Raw genomic sequence first — 17,488 nt, 5'->3', positions numbered from 1 at the left:
TAAGCCATAATTTCAAAATTCCTCTTTTATAGTAATAAAATAGACTAGCATACTATCTAGTCTATTTTCAAGCTACCTATATTACAAATAATGTGAACTTCGCTAACATTTAAGTACATATTCTATATCATTTTTGCTAAAATACCATTTATAAAAGCTGGCGAACTATCTTCACCGTATTTTTTAGCAAGTTCTATTCCCTCGTTCACTGAAACAACACCTGGTATTTCTTCCTCAAATAATATTTCATATGTACAAATTCTTAAAATCGCTAGATTCATTTTTGATAACCTATCCAATTTCCACTTAATTAAGTACTTTTCAATATTCTTATCAATTTCCACGCCATTTTCATTAATTCCGGCTAGCACCTTAGTAATATATGACATATCCAGTTCTGTTAAATCTACATCTGTACACTCTTTGAAATTTTCAATTATATCCTCATACTTCTCTTTGTTTATTGACATTTCGAAAAGTAATTTCATTGCTGTTTCTCTTGACTTTCTTCTATTCATTAGTTATCCTCCTTGTATGATTTTTCCATCCTAAATTATGCACATATCTTTAACGTGGAAACACCCTCTGATTAGAGAGGGTGTTTACTCCTATGCTTCTATTTCCTCTACCTCTTCTGTTTTAGGTAGTACAACATTTTGTACATACACATTTACTGCCGATACTGCAAGTCCCGTCATAAGCTCTACAGATTTTTTTACATTAATTTGCGCTTTTTCTGTAACTTCTGGAATTTTAACACCATATTCAACTACAACGTGTAAATCAATTACTGCACTATTTTCCCCTACATTGACTTTAACGCCTTTAGATAAATTTTTCTTTCCACTTAATATTTGAGTTATTCCACCAACTAGACTAGCGCTCATTCCAACGATTCCCTGTATTTCAGCAACAGCGAGTCCAGCTATGACACTAACTACATCCTCAGATATCTTAACAATACCCATATCTGTTTCATTTAAAATTTTATCTTCCATATTAGTACCCCCTTGTTTAGCTTAGGTAAAACATGTTAATGCTATATTTATTATAGCAGATAAATATTTGATTTACAATTATTATTCTTTAATGCTAACTACAATGTTTTCTAATTTTGTTTTACTCATAACAACATCTTGAATTGCACGAAGTTCTTCTTTTGAAAGTTCTTTTTTTGCAGTTTTAACTAATACATCTACCTTGTCATCTGCTATACTGCACAATGCTTCTTCAAATCCTTGGGCTTTTATAGCAAGTTCAATGTCTGATTCATTTTGGTTAGCCACTGCTATGCTTAGGTATTGAGAATTTGCAGCATCCTTTTGCTGCTCTGAAGTATTTTTATCATCAATTATTTCCTTAATTGTTTGAAGAGTACTGTTATTTTGTTGATTTCTTATTAATATTGCTTCCGTAAAATAGGTTGAAGAACTTTTGCTTTGTTTTAAAGATATTGCACTCTCGTCTTTACCAAAACCAATGTCATTTACATATAATGGTCCATTTACTTTTGTTGCAAGATAGCCTGCAAACACTATAAGTACCACCAACGTAACAATTATACCAGATTGTTTTTTATTCATAATATTTCCCCCCATCAACTTTTCTAAGAAATTCTATCTAAGAAATTATATGCTAATTATTCATAGGATATACATTAACTTTGTTTTCAGGCAAATTAAATAAATTAATTACTGCCTGTCTAATCCTAAGTTCAGTAACCTTTTCCACTGATCCCTCCGCCACAACACACACTCCAGTAATAGTGGGCTTGACTGTTTTTACAATTAGTGGCTCATTTGCACTTCCATTATTGGACATAACCACAGTTCTTCCGTCATTTTTTTGAGTGATATTCCTTTTCCCTCCTCCAGTATCATTTTCTACTGTAAGACTTTCAGAATCATTGATATTCACTGCAGGAACACTTTCTTCACCACTCTCAAAATATATCATCAATTGTACTTTTCCAACTCCCGAAATTTTTTCAAGTGTTGATTTAAGCTTGTTTTCTAATTGTGATTCATAATCAGTTAATCCAGTAATGTTATTTTCCACTGCAAGTTTATCATTTTGCGTTTCGTCTGCCACCGTTGCAACCGTCTTTGGTGTTTTGAAAAAGCTACTGGCTAAAACTATTACAACTGCAACTAAAATCAGAAGTACCAAATTCCCTAATAGTTTGTCAGATTTTTTACTATTAGTATTGCTCTTTTTGTCATCACCACTATTTAATTTTGTTTTAATAAACTCAGTAATTTTACTAAGTAAATTATCATTATTCATAGCGCTCCTCCTTCATTCATTATTTTTAATCCTATTGCTACACTAATTAATAGTCATAGGTTTTAAGAACTCACTTTATAAACAGTTATGATTTTACTAGATATTTTAAATTTGCTACTTAAAAGCCTCTTTATTTTTTCCCCATCTTCTCCACCCAAAATATTTTCTTTAGTTGCATTCACACTCTTAGTATTAATTTCTATTTTTTTAATACTTTTAACCCCTTTGTCTAAAATTTCAATTTCAACCCTATTAATATTAAATACTTTATTTTTTTCATCATAATTTATTCCTATGTCAGCATTGTACTGATTTTCTGGATAAGCCTCTTGCAAATTTATAATACATTGATCTTCTAAATTTTTTTTAAAATTCTCTGTAGTATTTAGTATGTTAATATCCTTATACTTTTTAACATCTGTTACTGAGTTACTTGACTCCATATAACTTGTTGCCTTATTTGTATAAGAGTATAAATCAAAGTCCTTATTAAAAATCTTTATTATTGGGTTTATTATTACTACAATTAGCATCAATCCTAATACAAACTTTGCATATTTTTTCATGTTATTATCTGGCAAAATCATTTCTACCGCAGTAATAAAAAATATAGCAACAGTAATGTTGGTTATCCAGACCTTCAATACATCTATCAAATTATCACCCCCTTTTTTGATTTTCCATATGGCATGGACTATTAACCGTCACTTTAGCCCATCATTATACTTTTCCCAGTGGAAGCTACTATTGCAACCATTATGAAAAACATTATACTTACGGATATTACACAAGACATTAAGAGAATAATAGAATCCCCTACTGAATTTATGCAATCTACAGTGCGACGGTCACTTATAGGTTCAATTAGTGCAGCTGCCAATTTATACATGAAAGCCATAATTAACAGTTTTATAATAGGAAATAGTACTATTACTATAAGAATAATAAGGCCTAGCCCACTTATGGCATTCTTTAGAAGCAGTGAGTATCCTGCTACCGTTGAAATTGCATCAGACAGTGCTTTCCCAACTACAGGTACAAAGGTATCTACTGCAAATTTTGCTGTTTTTATAGTAACTTGATCTATAGTTTTTGCAGCTATGCTCCTTACTGTAATTACTGCAATAAATACCGTCATAACTATCCCCTGAACCCAAATAGCAATTTGTTTTAAAAGTTTTGTTAAATTTTCTATTTTATAATCACTAGATATATTATTAACAAATTGTAGTACGAAGCTCATAAATATTATAGGAATGAGAATATCTATATAAATTCTAGAACTTATAGTGGCAAAACCCATTATTACAGGGTCCAGCAGTGTGGCTTCTGCGAACCCTCCCACACTGGCCAGCAGCATCATAAGAACTGGAATAAGTGCTGCCATAAAATCTGTCATATTAAGGATAGTGTTTCTAGCTAGCTCTACACCTACATAAAAACTTTTAGTTATCAAAATAATCATTACACCATAACAAGCAAAGTATGCAATACTCGACAAGCTCTCTTTACTAAATGCACTTTGAAGATTATGGAGCAATGCACAAACAATAGCAATAATCATGAGACTTCCAATTAACTCCATAGATGCAATAACTTCTTTAAAAGTGAAGGCAATAAGATACGTAGACATTTTCTTAAAAGTAAAACCATTTTCACCAGTTTTCATAAATTCCTGAACAAAGGCTTTGGGCTGCATATCGTTAAATATTTCATATTTAGTCTTTATATTAGTAATATAATCATACAAATTATTTATTTCCATTTGTTCTTTTGTTCCTATTTCACTTACTTGGGTAGCCTGTACACCAATTGGTAAACATATTAAAATCAATAAAATTAATATTATTTTTTTCATATTATACCTCTACATTATTTTTAAAATAGATTGCATCACTGCCATAAGGATTGGTATTGCCAAAACTAGTATTAATATTTTCCCTGCAAATTCAACTTTAGCTGCAATACTATTCTCACCAGCATCCCTGCAAATCTCACTACAAAAGGAAGCCAAATAGGCAATGCCAAGTATTTTAAAAACTGTGTTTAAATACACAACATCAATATTTGCTCTGTTTGCTAGTGTTTGCAAAAAACTCATTATTATAGTAAGTTTGTTTATCATAAATAAAAAAATCAATATTCCTGCTGCAATACTAACTTGAATAGCTAAATCATCTCTTCTGCCTTTAAATATAAGCACGATAAATAGTGCCATAAAAGCAAAGGCCACAATTTTAATTATTTCCATAATGCCACCCCCTGTTTTAAAACTGAAACAAAGTTTTTACAGAAGTAAATAGTTTGCTAACTAGGTTTATAACCATCATAAGAATTAATATTACTCCAGCTAAATTTGCAACCACAGCAATGTCATCCTTTCCTCCACTTTTTAAAATCTTATCAATAATAATAATCAGAATACCTGTTGCCCCTATTTTGAACAGCAAACTAACATCTAACACTTTAAAAACCTCCTCCCTATATTAATGCTAATGCCAACATTGCTCCAAACGAAAAACCTAAATATCTATACATTTTTGAATTCTTATTCATAAAATCTTCTGATATTTTAATTTGTTTTTTTAAATTTCCTATGGTAAGTTCAAATATACTATTTTGCCCTTCAATATCTGACTCTCCCAAAGTTTTAGATAAATCCAAAATAACATTTATATCATCAGAATTTAGATATAATCTACTTTTCACTGTATCCATTGCACTATTTACTGCCTCATAAACATTCTCATAATCATTGTCAGATAATAATTCACTAGTTTTATTAAAAAGTTCTTTTATAGGCTCTTTACTTTTATGCGCTATGCTTTTAAAAGCATCTGGCAAAAGGGTATGTACATAAGTTATTTCATTTTGAAGTTGATATACTGCTCTTTGAACTTCAGTTAACTGAAAAACTCTATATTTAAGCCGCTGACTGTATACAATTCCAATCAATGTTGAAGCACCTAATATCACCACGCATCCTATTATTTTAATCATATTATGACCTCCACAAATCTTTACCCACAGTAAAATCATAAATACATTCTATTGTTCCAATTCCACTTTTATTACTAAGCACTATGGCTCTTGAAAATACGTAATTTTCCACAATATCTTTAAACACTAATCTTTTATACAAATCTTCAATTCCAAAACCATGAATAGTTGTAATTAAACTAATCCCAGAATTTAATGCCATTAAAATGCTTTCCATATCCTTTTGAGTGCCAATCTCATCACAAACTATTACCTCAGGTGACATGCTCCTAATTGCCATCATAATTCCTTCACTCTTAGGACAATTATCTAGTACATCTGTACGTATTCCGACGTCCATTTGTGGTATTCCTTTAAAAGAACCTGCTATTTCTGACCTCTCATCAATTATGGAAACATTTTTGCCATGGAAATTTTTATTTTTATCCCCCTGAGATAATTGCCGGGTAATATCTCTAAGTAGTGTTGTTTTTCCGCATTTAGGTGGCGATATAATAATTGTATTGTGTACTGAATTATTGCACATAATATAAGGCATTACCTTATCAGCACAACCTATAATTTCTTTACATGCTCTTATATTTATAGATGAAATATCCTTGATAGTTTTTATGCTATTATTTTCAATAACACATATTCCGCATAGTCCAACTCTATGTCCACCTTTTATAGTAATATATCCCTGTCTTATTTCATCTTCAAAGGCATATATTGAATAATTACTTATTCTCTGCATTATATATTTTATATCCTCGGTAGTTGCGATATAATCCCATATTTCTTCTTTACTACCAATGTGAATAAATAGAGGCTTGTTTACTTTTATTCTAAGTTCTTCAAGTTCGTATATATTGTCAACTTGTTCCAATTTAGTCCTAATATTTTTTGGTAATATTTCAAATAAATCTTTTGTAACTAACATTTTTCTCACCCTCTCATATATCATTTCTATTTTGAAACCTAGTGAAATATTCCATATAAATCTAATTTTTTTAGTTAAATGGAATTCACTTTAAATAATATATGTGGTAACAACCAAAAAAAGAATAAAAAAAAAGAACCAAATTGGTTCTTTTTTTTATATAACTTACTTATTTTTAGCTTACTCTTTCCATATAATCGCCATTTCTAGTATCTATTCTTATAGTTTCACCTTCATTAACGAACATTGGAACTTGTATTATTGCTCCTGTTTCTACAGTGGCTGGTTTTGTTACACTTGATGATGTATTGCCACGAACACCAGGTTCAGTAGCAGTTATAACTAGTTCTACAAAATTTGGAGCTTCTACTGAAAAAGCCTCATCCTTATAGAATTTTATTATAGCAAACATATTTTCTTTTAAATATTTTATAGCATCTTCAACTTTTTCGTAGTTAAGTGGTATTTGTTCAAATGTTTCTTGATCCATGAAGTAGTATAATCCTTCAGCTGAATATAAATACTGCATTTCTTTTCTTTCTATAACTGCTTCTTGCAATTTTGTAGTTGGGTTAAATGTCTTTTCTGTAACCCCTTGATTTATAACATTTCTTAATTTAGTTCTAACAAAAGCAGCTCCCTTACCAGGTTTTACATGTAAAAACTCTATTACTGTATAAACTTGTCCACCTTCATCAAACGTAGTACCTTTTCTTATGTCTCCTGCTGATATCATTAAGTATCCCTCCAAAATTCATTCATAATTCAATTAACCCATTTATATTGTAACCTTATTAGGTAAATCAATACCTATTTCTGCAGTTGTATTGTATCCGCCTAATTATATATTTAGAATTAATTTTTTAAGTTCGCTAGCGCTACTGTATCAATTACATTTATCTTAATTATAGCACTTGTTGCCACAATATATGCAAGTAAATGCAAACATTACAGAGTAACAATGTTATTTTATCAAAACTCAATGACATTTGCAAATATAATTATGCATTATTTGAATAATATTTTTATTTATATTTTTCTAAGACTTAAAATCCATATATCTTCATAAAAAAATAGTTAATTTACTTGTTTTTTTTAAAATCAATACTTATATTTATAGTATTTACATCCTTGTTAATGTTAATACTATTTATTCCTGAAAAATTTTTGTTTTCTTTTAATGAATTAAGGGAATCATATAGCAATTTTATATCACCTATGTAATCTACTTGAACATTGCATTTCTCATGTTCTAGCATGTTTATAGATTTCACATCAAAATTCATGTTTTTTCTTAAAATTTCTAAAATATCACTATATCCATATTTTTCTATATTTTTAATATTACCATCTACTTTAATACTATGATAATTTTGGTTTTTATTTAGAAAAAATTTATCCTTCACAGAAATAAGCTTGAAAGATAAAATCATCATTATCATGAGTAAAAAAGCTAATATTATTTTAAGTTGCCTGGTTTTATACATTTTTATACCTCTATTATAATTTTGAAGTTGTACTTTTCGCCATTTTTATTACTTGGAGTTAGTTCCTTTATAGAATAGTGATTTTCTATGCATCTTATTGCAATGATATATTCATCATAACTTTTAACTTCCATGTCTATTTCCAGACTTTTTTTGCTTATATTAATATTTTTGAAATTCAGATTATTCACCTCTAAAAAGCTACTCAATTCTTTATATTTTTCAATAGTGACTATATCCACAATATCAGTACTCAAAACACCAATATTATTATTTTTACTAGCATTATACACCTGTATACTATCTGCTCTATGGGATATATTAAGAATAAAACCAAACAAAATTATGTTTGCTATTATAATTATCATAATGCAAGTTTTAGTTCTTTTATATATTATTTCATTTTTTTTATCTTCGTACCAACTTGGAATGAAGGTTTTCTTTTTCATAGCATTTTATCCTTTTTTTATCATATATTTTACTAATTCTTCTTGCTTTAAATTATCTAATATAACCTTTGGTAATTTTAAATAAGTAAGTTCTTCAATACCTATTGCTTCATTATCTAATGCAATACTATCTAACTCTTTAACATTTAATTCTTTTATATTTGCATAATATATTTTTTTACACCGCAGCGCATAATCATTGTACTGTTCTAGAAATTCGTTCATTACATATGAAAACTTTATTATAGCTAACTCATTAACACTTATTATATTATTAGCCACAATTTCATTATCACAACAAATTAAAGAATATAAATTACAATCATAATAAAAAACCAATATATAGTCACTTTCATGGATTTTATCTGAATAATAGTTTTTAAAACAAAATTGAATTAAGTTTATTTTTTTTAGATTAATGTTATTATCAATGCAATTTTTCAAAATATCTAAACTATTTCCCTGAAGGCAAAAAACTAATATTTCCATATTAAATTTGTCTTTACTTTTAAGCTTATAGGTAAACGCAATATGATCTATGTCTTTATAATAATATCTTAATTCATTTTTAATCATATCGTTAATTTGATGTTTTTTAACTGTTGGCAAGGTCATCATTTTAATATATACTGTTTCCCCTTCAACGAGCACGTATAAGTTCTTGTTTTTTATATGTAATTGAAAATCTTTTATATTTGCAATATCCTTTATATATGAATTTTGGAATGCAATATTGAATGCTTTATTCAATATAATATTTTTAGAAAATCCAGCTATTAAAATTTTATTGTTGGAGACTTCTAGAAACATATTCCTTCTAATCTTCATCTTTTCATCCTCTTTTCCCCTATTAATTTCAATAAATTTCTTCCAAACTTGCTACTTGCCACATTGATGAAACCTAGTAATACTCTGTTTTTATAAACACCAGCTTAAAACTCTCACCATTTGCTACTAATTTATAATAATCATTTCTATTTATTGTGTATTCGTAAGGTATTGTAAAAATTAATTCATTGGTTTTATTAGTGTAACTCACCTTTGATGCTCCATACTTTACTATGCTACTCTTGATATTGCAAAAAAAATCTATTGTTCCTACCTTTTTTATGCCTTCATTATTTTCATTAATATAAGTGAAAAATAAAGTCATTAGATATTCTTTATCCTTTTGGTATTCATTATCTTTTAATATGTATTTTTTATTACTTGTAGAGTATTTCACCTCTGCCATTTGAATATCAAAAATATACATCATTATAATTAAACAGATAATCCCTACTAAAATCGTATAAACCAATATAAATCCCTTTTTAGTTTGCATTTTCTATTGCTAAACACCTCTCAATTGTTTGACCATTATACCAACTTACTTTAATGTAAAGAGTTTTCCCATGTTTTATAGCCACAAAATCTTTCACATCATCTATAATTAAGCTCTTATAGGAACTGTCCGAGGGTACACTATAGATTGTTCCATACAGCAGATAAAGATTGCTATTGATACGTTTTATGTGGTTTGTGGTTCTTCCATCACTGTAACTTATTTTAATGATATTACCCTCAGTTTTTATGTCCTTTGAATCCTCATTAATTTCCTTTTCAATTATTGATATTGCCTCATTTAAATAATTAAACCCCTTGTTTTCTATTACATTATTTTTGTAGTTTTTCAAGTACGAGATAAGCATACTATCAACTACTCCCAGCATTAAGAATACTAAGCTCATTGCCACTACTATTTCTATAAGTGTAACTCCCTTTTTCACCATTCATGATATCCTTTATAGAAATCACATTGCAATTGTACAATATCATTTGGTCCACCAGCATATAGAGAAAGTCTTAACGTGTATACCTTAGATTCATATTTTAAATAACTCAATTTAATATAGGGTCTCCCCACAGATGATGCTTTCGAAAAGGTATCCATTAAATTGTTTTGAATTTTGTTAACTGTCATATTTTCACTATTTATAAAAGTTCTATTATCCATAAGTACCTCTTCAAGTTCTGCAAATGTCATAGTGTATATTATATTATTTTTTAAAGTCTCCATTATGGATACATTATTATTTATACTTTTAGTGTCTTTTTTAATATTCATAGAAGTCACGTTAAAAGACATCATACAAATAAAAGTTATAGAAAATACACCTAGACTAACCAACACCTCTACTAAGGTAAATCCTCTTTTACTTGATAAGTTTGACATATTCCGTACCTACTCTCATTGTAATTATATGTTTTACTAAATTATTGTCTATTAAAACAACTGTGCATGCATCATTAGTAAACCCGTCCTTATCAAAGATAATGTCACTATTATTTCGCCTTCCTATCACTTCATACAATGTTATTTTATTTGAAAATATTAGTTTATTTACCGTGCTAGTTCCCTTTTCCAACTTAATTTCATTTTTTCCTCTATCAAAAGTCACAATTGCACTACAAGAATTTTCTCTACAATACATTTTCGAATTATTAATAAAACCTACTGTAGCATTACAATAATAATCTGCATCTATCTTGTTTTTTATTGTTTTATAATATTCTAAAGAAACTATGCTGACTCCCCCAATTATGCTTATAATAGCTAAAACTACTACCATCTCTATCAATGTAAATCCTCTACGCATAAATTCACCTTTCTAATTTGTCTAAATACTAAATAAATTCATTTAAATTTTTCCAGCAGAGTCCATGACACTTAGCATAGGAAGCATAACCGCCAGTATTATTGTACCAATCATAATACCTAAAAATATTATTAGGATTGGTTCTAGTAGTGCAGTGCCTTTCTCTACCTTTTCCTCTGCTTCTTCATAAAAGATATCTGCAGCGGTCAAAAACATTTCATCCAAATTACCGGTTTCCTCACCTATTCTTACCATAGCCACAAAGAATTGTGGAAATAGGTTCATTGCATTTAAACAATCTGCTAGATCTCTTCCTTTTTTTATATCATTAAAAACGGTTTTAAGTTTTAACTTAAAATATCTATTACCAATAACATCATAGATTATTTCAAAGGCTCTAAGCAGTCCCACCCCGCTACACAATAATATATTAAGTCCTCTAGTAAATCTTGTGTAAATAAGGTGTTTATAAACAGGTCCTAATATCGGACACCTAAATTTGAATTTATCAAAAGCCAACTTCCCATTTTCCGTTTTAAAATATTCCATAAAAATAAAAGCTACAATTAAATTAATTATTAAAATCCACAAGAAATTTTGTCCTAAAAAATTACTAGTTCCTAAAACAATTCTAGTTATTAAAGGAATATCTGCATTAAGAGAATTTAAGTTTTTAATGAATATAGGTATTACCTTTATAAACAAAAATAATGATACAATAGTTAATGTTAGAAATACTGTACAGGGATAAATCATTGAATTAACGAATTTTTTTGTGAGCTTATGCTCTTTTTCATAATATCTAGACAATTCCTCCAGTATTGTATCTAACTTACCACTCTCTTCCCCTAAATAAATCATGTTTATTAGAAACTCAGGATATATATTTCGAGTGTTTTTCATACTTGCATATAGTGAATTCCCCTTTTGTACATTTTCTCTAATGCTAATAAGACTATTTTTTATAGCTTTATGTAACATTTGCTCATAAAGCAAATTAAGAATATCACATATAGGTATGCCTGATTTAAGACATATTGAAAATTGCTTGCAAAACATTGATATAATTTTCAAGTTAGGTCTAGTAGAAATTTCACTTATTTTTTTTATACTCCTACCCTTTATTAAAAATATTTCTTGCGCCCGTAATCCCAATGCTAATTCTTCTATACTATCACTTTCAGCGCTACCCTTTATTATTATTCCATTTGAGGTTTTAGCAATGTATTTATATTTCATTTTATATTTCACCTATCATTATTCATCTTGCGGAAATAACTAGTCATTATGCTATTATACCTCCACAAGATAACCTATTTAAAATTATAGCTGTAAGTAGCATTCACAAATTCTTCTATTGAAGTTACACCGCTAAGCACGGAATCTCTACAACTCTCCATAAAAGAACTTGATTTATTTTCATTACAATATTTCCATAACTCATCACTTATGCCGCTTCTTGCTATAATAGATTTATGAACACTATCTAATTTTAGTAATTCATATACCACAGTTCTCCCTTTATATCCAGTTTTATTACATTTATTACATCCTACTGCACTATATATTTTGTCGCCTGTTTTAAAACCTAAATGCTGAAATTCGTCATGAGTAATCTCATGTTCAATTTTGCAATGGCAACATAATTTTCTTATTAATCTTTGGGCTAATACTACAACTAATGAATCTGCAACCAAATATGATGGAATACCCATATCTATTAACCTAGATATGGATGTTACTGCATCATTTGTATGAAGTGTTGATAAAACTAAATGTCCTGTTATTGAAGCTCTTACAGCAATTTGTGCAGTCTCCTCATCCCTTATCTCTCCAAGCATTATTACATCTGGGTCTTGCCTCAAAATGCTTCTTAGGCCCGTAGAAAAAGTAAGCCCTGCTTTAATATTCACATTTACCTGATTAATTCTAGGCATATTATATTCTATTGGATCTTCTATAGTAATGATATTTTTGCTTTTACTATTGATTTCATTTAAAAGTGCATATAAGGTAGTGGATTTACCGCTTCCTGTAGGTCCTGCCACAACAATCATTCCATGAGAAAGTTTTAATATATCCTTTAAAATCTGAACTTTATCGAAGCTAAAGCCTAATGAGTCTAGATTAATGAATTTCTCTAATTTGTATAGAACTCTTATAACAAGTTTTTCTCCATACATTGTTGGGAGTGAGGATACCCTAAAATCATAATCTGTTCCATCTATGTTTTCAGTTATCTTCCCATCCTGAGGTATTAGTTTAGTTGCTATATCTATATTTGCCATTATTTTAATTCTTGTACATAAAGATTTATATACACTACTGGGAATCTGATTTATTTCATTTAGGATGCCATCTACTCTCATTCTAAGTATGGCAAAGTATTTAAAAGGCTCTAAGTGAATGTCACTAGCTCCTGAATTCACCGCCTGCTTTAATAAGGAATTTGTTATCCTTATAACCGGTGCATTTTCAGCAAAAAGTTCGCCCTCCATCTCCTCATTTTTTTCTTTATCTTCTAGCATATATTCTTTTTTAAGCTCTTCAACTGCCACATCCACAATTTGTTTTCCATAGCAGTTTTCAATAGCTTTTAATATATTACTAAGTAAAGCAAAAAATACTTTAATTTTTTTATTGGTTATAAATCTTAACTCGTCGATAACTTTTATGTCAAAGGGATTTGAAAAAGCCACATATAACTCATCATTTTCATAATAAAAAGGAATTAAGCTATATCTGCTGGCTATCTCCTTTGATATTAATTTAAAAGCTCCATTATTCCCATTGTTAGATTCTAAATCCATATAGGGTATACTAAAATCATTCTCTAGTATTGAAATAAGCCCATTCAAATCCACTTTTATGTCACGCAGAATTATTTGCTCTTCGCTAAAATTGCTATTAAATGAACTCGCCTTCACGTCCTTATAGCATTGTTCTGTAATTAAGTTTTTATCTAGTAGTAATTGGAGTAAATTTTTTTTCATAATATTTACCTTTTCTAATTTTAATTTATAGGATATCCACTTGTAATCATTGTCAGTTTTTTAAATATTATTCATAATTTATAAAGAAATTTTTCACAAAACTAAAAAAGTATATATTACGCATATTGCAATACGATTAATGCATTACACGTAATATATACTTTTTTAAATGTAAAAATATTTAAGTTGCTCATAATTTAATTCAGATAAAAATGTCCTTCAAAGGTTATTTCTGCTGGTCCTTCCATTAAAACTTCATCCTTAATAATCTCTACGGTAAGGATTCCACCAGGAACCTGCACAGTTACTTTTCCATCTATATATCCAAGCCTACTTGCCGCTACCACAGAGGCACAGCTACCAGTTCCACAGGCTAGTGTTGGCCCTGCGCCTCTTTCCCAAGTTTTAACCCTTATCATATTCTGCCCTAATACTTCACAAAAGTTTACATTCGTCTTTTGTGGAAATAGACTATGCTGTTCAATAAATTTTCCTTCCTCTATGCAATAATCCTCATGTTTCCCAAAAACAATAGTATGGGGAACACCCATAAACATTGAAGTAATATAATATTCTTTATGATTAGCCTCTATTTTTCTATTAATTATTTCACTCTCAGCTAAAGCGGGAATACTAATTGGATTAAAATTATATTTTCCCATATTAATAGTTACACTTTCTACTCTTCCGTCTTTAACACAAATATTTGCAAACTTTACACCGTCACCAGTTTCAATTTTTATATTTTCCCCTTGCACATGTTTTTTTTCCCAAACATATTTAGCAAAACATCTTATACCATTTCCACACATAGATGCATAAGAGCCATCAGCATTAATAATTACCATCTGAATATCCGCTATATTACTCTTTCTAACTACTAAAATTCCATCTGCACCTATGCCAAAATGCCTATCACAAAGTTTTATAGCAAGTCCCTCTAAATTGGCATAGTTACACTGAAAATCCTCAATAACAATAAAATCATTTCCCGTTCCCTGCATTTTTGTAAAATTTATAGTTTCCAAATTATTCCTCCTTCTTATGATGCTCTACAATGACTTTTCAATAATTTTCTTTAATGGTATACTGTTAATTATAGTATATCTCATATTATGCTTAATTCATAAAAATTCATTTAATGTTTTTATGCATTTTGCTAGATGTGAGTTTATCATTTAAATAATATATTATATAATGCATTATTTAAAAATGTAAATATATAGTATTAAAATAACAGGAAGGATGATATATATGGCATTAGATGGAATTTATTTATCCAGCCTCATTGAGGAAATAAAAGATGTAATCATAGATTGTAGAGTTGATAAAGTAACACAACCAGAAAAGGATGAAATTATATTAAGCTTTAAAAAAAATAGAAAAGTCCATAAGTTATTAATAAACTCAAGCTCTAATTATCCTAGAATTCACTTTACTGAGCTTAATAAAGAAAACCCAATAAAAGCCCCTATATTTTGCATGGTTTTAAGAAAATATTTAAATACCGCCACGGTATTAGATGTAAGACAACTAAATTCAGATAGATTACTAATTATTGATTTTAAATCTAGCGATGAATTAGGCTTTGATAGTGTATACTCGTTAATAATTGAAATAATGGGTAGACATAGTAATATTAGTTTAGTTCGCAACCGTGATAATTTAATTATGGATAGCATTAAACACGTTTCAGCAGACGTCAACAGTTTCCGTGTTGTATTTACTGGTGCAGAATATGTATATCCACCAGTTTCTACAAAGCTAGATCCTTTCAACTTTAATTATGAAGAATTCTATGAGTATATAACCACTAAAGAAATACAATTTAGCGAAAAATTTTTTACAGGCACCTTCACAGGAATAAGCGCTAAACTTTCAAAAGAACTGGTATATAGGTATTCTACAGAAAATAATAACTTTGATTTAGATCATGCTAAACCTATTTATGATTTTACAGAAAATCTATTTAAAAATTTAAATAAAAATATGTTTTTAGCTTCCTATGCAATCAAAGGCAAACTAGAAGACTTTCACTGTATTAAACTTACTTCTTTAAAAAATTGTGAATACGCCCAGTATGATTCACCTTCTAAATTAATAGAAAATTTTTATGTTCAAAAGGATACCCATGATAGGTTAAATTCTAAAAGTGCAGACCTTCAAAAGATAGTTCATAACAATATCAACCGTTGTGATAAAAAGGTAAAAATACTTAAAGAAACCTTAAAAGAATGTGAAACTAAAGGCTCCTATATGTTAAATGGCGAACTCTTAACTGCAAATATATATTCACTAAAAAAAGGTGATAAGGTTGCCAGTGTTGTAAATTATTATAGTGAAAATGGAGAATACGTTCAAATCAAACTTGATGAAAATAAAACTCCCTCACAAAATGTTCAATACTACTATAAAAAATATAACAAATTTAAAATAGCAGAAGAAATGGCAACAATTCAGATGGTTCTTACTGAAAATGAATTAAAATATCTTCACTCTGTACTAACTAACATAATAAATGTGGAAAATTATAGTGCAATTGAAGATATTAAAAATGAGTTAATAGAAACTGAATATATAACATTTAAAAAACATAACAAAGGTAAAAATAAAAAAACAAAAGCAACAAAGCCTATGCATTTTGTTTCAAGCGATGGCATTGATATTTATGTTGGTAGAAATAATATTCAAAATGACTTTTTAACTTTAAAACTTGCAAATAAAAGTGATACTTGGCTTCACACAAAAGAAATCCCAGGTTCTCATGTTATAATTAAAAACTTTGGTGATATACCTGAAACCACATTATTGGAAGCTGGAAACTTATCAGCATTTTATAGTAAATCCAAAAACTCCTCTAATGTACCTGTTGATTACACCGAGGTTAAAAACGTAAAGAAACCCTCCGGCGCAAAACCTGGAATGGTTATTTATTCAACAAATAAAACTATGTATATAACTCCTACAGAAAGCACCTTAGAACGAGTGGAATAAAAAATCCAAGGGCAAGTAATTTGGGTTTCAAAAGTAAAATAACGTATTAATTATTATATAATTAATACGTTATTTTTCATACCTAATTCTGCCTATTATTCACGATTTCTATAGCCGCTTTACCTGTTATATGTTCGATTTTGACTTCAAATAAACATACCCTATTCCATTCACTTTCAATTTCTCGCTGTCCTTTTTCAATATAGTCAGGTGAATACTTTTCAACTAAACTTTTAATGGCATATTTCCTCTCGTCATCTTCTTTAAGAATCCTTGCTCTACCAAAAACAGACACACTACGAAAATGGGTAGTAAAAGTTTTTTGTATTACTTCGTCTTTTTCTATGACACAAAATGTAACCTTATCATTCCTTTTTATACTGTCAATCTTATGCCCTTCTTTTGCACCATGGAAAAAAAGTTTTCCATCTTTATAAGCATAACTTACTGGAACGGTATATGGATAATCATCATCGCCTGTTACACCTAAAACTCCAGATGTGCACGACTGTAGAATTTTAATTGTTTCTTCTTTAGACAATAATTGCTTTTTTCTTCTCATTTCTCTGAACATAATTACACACTCCTTTCTATATCTAGTGTACCTACTTGTACACTGATTGATTTTACTCGTTTTACACATAGACTACATATAATCTATGTAGTCTATAATCTTACCTAAAACATTTTCTTATTTGTTCAAAAACATCTTGTTCAG

General features: G+C 29.0%; 23 protein-coding genes. 1 reads left to right on the top strand and 22 read right to left on the bottom strand.

The annotated features are described in order from the left end of the window. Positions 1-122: 122 nt before the first annotated feature. The 21 genes from nusB to dapF all read right to left on the bottom strand — a co-directional run bounded on the left by nusB (position 123) and on the right by dapF (position 14,795). Positions 123-518 (bottom strand): transcription antitermination factor NusB, encoded by a 396-nt coding sequence (nusB, locus tag ACREVU_RS04910; RefSeq protein ID WP_431550504.1) that lies wholly within the window; start codon positions 516-518, stop codon positions 123-125. A 90-nt stretch (positions 519-608) separates the two neighbouring features. Further along, the gene (locus ACREVU_RS04905; protein ID WP_431550503.1) at positions 609-998 is read right to left on the bottom strand and encodes an Asp23/Gls24 family envelope stress response protein; all 390 of its coding nucleotides are present in this window, start codon (positions 996-998) and stop codon (positions 609-611) included. Positions 999-1,079: 81 nt separating this feature from the next. After that, positions 1,080-1,583, bottom strand: coding sequence for a SpoIIIAH-like family protein (locus ACREVU_RS04900; RefSeq protein ID WP_431550502.1), 504 nt, complete (start codon positions 1,581-1,583; stop codon positions 1,080-1,082). A gap of 52 nt (positions 1,584-1,635) precedes the next feature. Beyond that, positions 1,636-2,286: a stage III sporulation protein AG gene (gene spoIIIAG, locus ACREVU_RS04895; protein WP_431550501.1), complete on the bottom strand. Its 651-nt coding sequence runs from the start codon at positions 2,284-2,286 to the stop codon at positions 1,636-1,638. A 62-nt stretch (positions 2,287-2,348) separates the two neighbouring features. Further along, on the bottom strand, positions 2,349-2,942 hold the full coding sequence (gene spoIIIAF / locus ACREVU_RS04890) for a stage III sporulation protein AF (protein ID WP_431550500.1): 594 nt from the start codon (positions 2,940-2,942) through the stop codon (positions 2,349-2,351). Positions 2,943-2,995: 53 nt separating this feature from the next. Beyond that, the gene (spoIIIAE, locus tag ACREVU_RS04885) at positions 2,996-4,144 is read right to left on the bottom strand and encodes a stage III sporulation protein AE (RefSeq protein WP_431550499.1); all 1,149 of its coding nucleotides are present in this window, start codon (positions 4,142-4,144) and stop codon (positions 2,996-2,998) included. A gap of 9 nt (positions 4,145-4,153) precedes the next feature. Further along, a complete protein-coding gene (gene spoIIIAD / locus ACREVU_RS04880; protein WP_216158556.1) occupies positions 4,154-4,537 on the bottom strand; it encodes a stage III sporulation protein AD in 384 nt (127 codons plus the stop codon). Positions 4,538-4,553: 16 nt separating this feature from the next. Further along, entirely contained in the window at positions 4,554-4,751 is a 198-nt protein-coding gene (gene spoIIIAC, locus ACREVU_RS04875) for a stage III sporulation protein AC (RefSeq protein ID WP_216158554.1), read from the bottom strand. A gap of 16 nt (positions 4,752-4,767) precedes the next feature. Next, positions 4,768-5,286 (bottom strand): stage III sporulation protein SpoIIIAB, encoded by a 519-nt coding sequence (spoIIIAB, locus tag ACREVU_RS04870; protein ID WP_431550498.1) that lies wholly within the window; start codon positions 5,284-5,286, stop codon positions 4,768-4,770. Position 5,287: 1 nt separating this feature from the next. Then, the gene (spoIIIAA, locus tag ACREVU_RS04865) at positions 5,288-6,208 is read right to left on the bottom strand and encodes a stage III sporulation protein AA (protein ID WP_431550497.1); all 921 of its coding nucleotides are present in this window, start codon (positions 6,206-6,208) and stop codon (positions 5,288-5,290) included. 175 nt (positions 6,209-6,383) lie between these two features. Next, on the bottom strand, positions 6,384-6,944 hold the full coding sequence (gene efp, locus ACREVU_RS04860; protein ID WP_216158549.1) for an elongation factor P: 561 nt from the start codon (positions 6,942-6,944) through the stop codon (positions 6,384-6,386). A gap of 346 nt (positions 6,945-7,290) precedes the next feature. Next, entirely contained in the window at positions 7,291-7,695 is a 405-nt protein-coding gene (locus tag ACREVU_RS04855) for a hypothetical protein (protein ID WP_431550496.1), read from the bottom strand. A gap of 2 nt (positions 7,696-7,697) precedes the next feature. Then, positions 7,698-8,144, bottom strand: a complete 447-nt coding sequence (locus tag ACREVU_RS04850) for a hypothetical protein (RefSeq protein ID WP_431550495.1) — start codon at positions 8,142-8,144, stop codon at positions 7,698-7,700. Positions 8,145-8,150: 6 nt separating this feature from the next. Then, a complete protein-coding gene (locus tag ACREVU_RS04845; protein WP_431550494.1) occupies positions 8,151-8,972 on the bottom strand; it encodes a type IV pilus biogenesis protein PilM in 822 nt (273 codons plus the stop codon). Between the two features lie 73 nt (positions 8,973-9,045). Continuing rightward, positions 9,046-9,468 (bottom strand): hypothetical protein, encoded by a 423-nt coding sequence (locus ACREVU_RS04840; RefSeq protein ID WP_431550493.1) that lies wholly within the window; start codon positions 9,466-9,468, stop codon positions 9,046-9,048. Further along, positions 9,458-9,916, bottom strand: coding sequence for a hypothetical protein (locus ACREVU_RS04835; RefSeq protein ID WP_431550492.1), 459 nt, complete (start codon positions 9,914-9,916; stop codon positions 9,458-9,460). The genes ACREVU_RS04840 and ACREVU_RS04835 overlap by 11 nt, the downstream gene beginning before the upstream one ends. After that, positions 9,910-10,359 (bottom strand): type IV pilus modification PilV family protein, encoded by a 450-nt coding sequence (locus ACREVU_RS04830; RefSeq protein ID WP_431550491.1) that lies wholly within the window; start codon positions 10,357-10,359, stop codon positions 9,910-9,912. The genes ACREVU_RS04835 and ACREVU_RS04830 overlap by 7 nt, the downstream gene beginning before the upstream one ends. Continuing rightward, positions 10,340-10,783 carry a type II secretion system protein gene (locus tag ACREVU_RS04825; RefSeq protein WP_431550490.1) on the bottom strand — a complete coding sequence of 148 codons (444 nt, stop codon included), beginning with the start codon at positions 10,781-10,783 and terminating at the stop codon, positions 10,340-10,342. The genes ACREVU_RS04830 and ACREVU_RS04825 overlap by 20 nt, the downstream gene beginning before the upstream one ends. A 42-nt stretch (positions 10,784-10,825) precedes the next feature. Next, the gene (locus tag ACREVU_RS04820) at positions 10,826-12,022 is read right to left on the bottom strand and encodes a type II secretion system F family protein (RefSeq protein ID WP_431550489.1); all 1,197 of its coding nucleotides are present in this window, start codon (positions 12,020-12,022) and stop codon (positions 10,826-10,828) included. Positions 12,023-12,096: 74 nt separating this feature from the next. Further along, on the bottom strand, positions 12,097-13,776 hold the full coding sequence (locus tag ACREVU_RS04815) for a GspE/PulE family protein (protein ID WP_431550488.1): 1,680 nt from the start codon (positions 13,774-13,776) through the stop codon (positions 12,097-12,099). 197 nt (positions 13,777-13,973) lie between these two features. Next, positions 13,974-14,795: a diaminopimelate epimerase gene (gene dapF, locus ACREVU_RS04810; RefSeq protein ID WP_431550662.1), complete on the bottom strand. Its 822-nt coding sequence runs from the start codon at positions 14,793-14,795 to the stop codon at positions 13,974-13,976. Positions 14,796-15,030: 235 nt separating this feature from the next. Here dapF and ACREVU_RS04805 point away from each other — a divergent pair, with 235 nt between their 5' ends. Then, the gene (locus ACREVU_RS04805) at positions 15,031-16,770 is read left to right on the top strand and encodes an Rqc2 family fibronectin-binding protein (protein WP_431550487.1); all 1,740 of its coding nucleotides are present in this window, start codon (positions 15,031-15,033) and stop codon (positions 16,768-16,770) included. Between the two features lie 82 nt (positions 16,771-16,852). On the opposite strand, the gene ACREVU_RS04800 is transcribed toward ACREVU_RS04805, so the two are convergent. Further along, positions 16,853-17,344 (bottom strand): pyridoxamine 5'-phosphate oxidase family protein, encoded by a 492-nt coding sequence (locus tag ACREVU_RS04800; protein ID WP_431550486.1) that lies wholly within the window; start codon positions 17,342-17,344, stop codon positions 16,853-16,855. Positions 17,345-17,488: the final 144 nt, after the last annotated feature.

It is taken from the genome of Clostridium sp. (genome assembly GCF_050717535.1).
Lineage (GTDB): Bacteria > Bacillota > Clostridia > Clostridiales > Clostridiaceae > Clostridium_AD.
The sequence above is the reverse complement of the archived record's forward strand: the minus strand, read 5'-3'. Positions and strand labels throughout refer to the sequence as shown.

Excerpts from the sequence above, each read along its gene's own strand:
- nusB (WP_431550504.1), bottom strand. The coding sequence starts at position 518 with ATGAATAGAAGAAAGTCAAGAGAAACAGCAATGAAATTACTTTTCGAA.
- ACREVU_RS04905 (WP_431550503.1), bottom strand. The coding sequence starts at position 998 with ATGGAAGATAAAATTTTAAATGAAACAGATATGGGTATTGTTAAGATA.
- ACREVU_RS04900 (WP_431550502.1), bottom strand. The coding sequence starts at position 1,583 with ATGAATAAAAAACAATCTGGTATAATTGTTACGTTGGTGGTACTTATA.
- spoIIIAG (WP_431550501.1), bottom strand. The coding sequence starts at position 2,286 with ATGAATAATGATAATTTACTTAGTAAAATTACTGAGTTTATTAAAACA.
- spoIIIAE (WP_431550499.1), bottom strand. The coding sequence starts at position 4,144 with ATGAAAAAAATAATATTAATTTTATTGATTTTAATATGTTTACCAATT.
- spoIIIAD (WP_216158556.1), bottom strand. The coding sequence starts at position 4,537 with ATGGAAATAATTAAAATTGTGGCCTTTGCTTTTATGGCACTATTTATC.
- spoIIIAB (WP_431550498.1), bottom strand. The coding sequence starts at position 5,286 with ATGATTAAAATAATAGGATGCGTGGTGATATTAGGTGCTTCAACATTG.
- spoIIIAA (WP_431550497.1), bottom strand. The coding sequence starts at position 6,208 with ATGTTAGTTACAAAAGATTTATTTGAAATATTACCAAAAAATATTAGG.
- efp (WP_216158549.1), bottom strand. The coding sequence starts at position 6,944 with ATGATATCAGCAGGAGACATAAGAAAAGGTACTACGTTTGATGAAGGT.
- ACREVU_RS04855 (WP_431550496.1), bottom strand. The coding sequence starts at position 7,695 with ATGTATAAAACCAGGCAACTTAAAATAATATTAGCTTTTTTACTCATG.
- ACREVU_RS04850 (WP_431550495.1), bottom strand. The coding sequence starts at position 8,144 with ATGAAAAAGAAAACCTTCATTCCAAGTTGGTACGAAGATAAAAAAAAT.
- ACREVU_RS04845 (WP_431550494.1), bottom strand. The coding sequence starts at position 8,972 with ATGAAGATTAGAAGGAATATGTTTCTAGAAGTCTCCAACAATAAAATT.
- ACREVU_RS04840 (WP_431550493.1), bottom strand. The coding sequence starts at position 9,468 with ATGCAAACTAAAAAGGGATTTATATTGGTTTATACGATTTTAGTAGGG.
- ACREVU_RS04835 (WP_431550492.1), bottom strand. The coding sequence starts at position 9,916 with ATGGTGAAAAAGGGAGTTACACTTATAGAAATAGTAGTGGCAATGAGC.
- ACREVU_RS04830 (WP_431550491.1), bottom strand. The coding sequence starts at position 10,359 with ATGTCAAACTTATCAAGTAAAAGAGGATTTACCTTAGTAGAGGTGTTG.
- ACREVU_RS04825 (WP_431550490.1), bottom strand. The coding sequence starts at position 10,783 with ATGCGTAGAGGATTTACATTGATAGAGATGGTAGTAGTTTTAGCTATT.
- ACREVU_RS04820 (WP_431550489.1), bottom strand. The coding sequence starts at position 12,022 with ATGAAATATAAATACATTGCTAAAACCTCAAATGGAATAATAATAAAG.
- ACREVU_RS04815 (WP_431550488.1), bottom strand. The coding sequence starts at position 13,776 with ATGAAAAAAAATTTACTCCAATTACTACTAGATAAAAACTTAATTACA.
- ACREVU_RS04805 (WP_431550487.1), top strand. The coding sequence starts at position 15,031 with ATGGCATTAGATGGAATTTATTTATCCAGCCTCATTGAGGAAATAAAA.
- ACREVU_RS04800 (WP_431550486.1), bottom strand. The coding sequence starts at position 17,344 with ATGTTCAGAGAAATGAGAAGAAAAAAGCAATTATTGTCTAAAGAAGAA.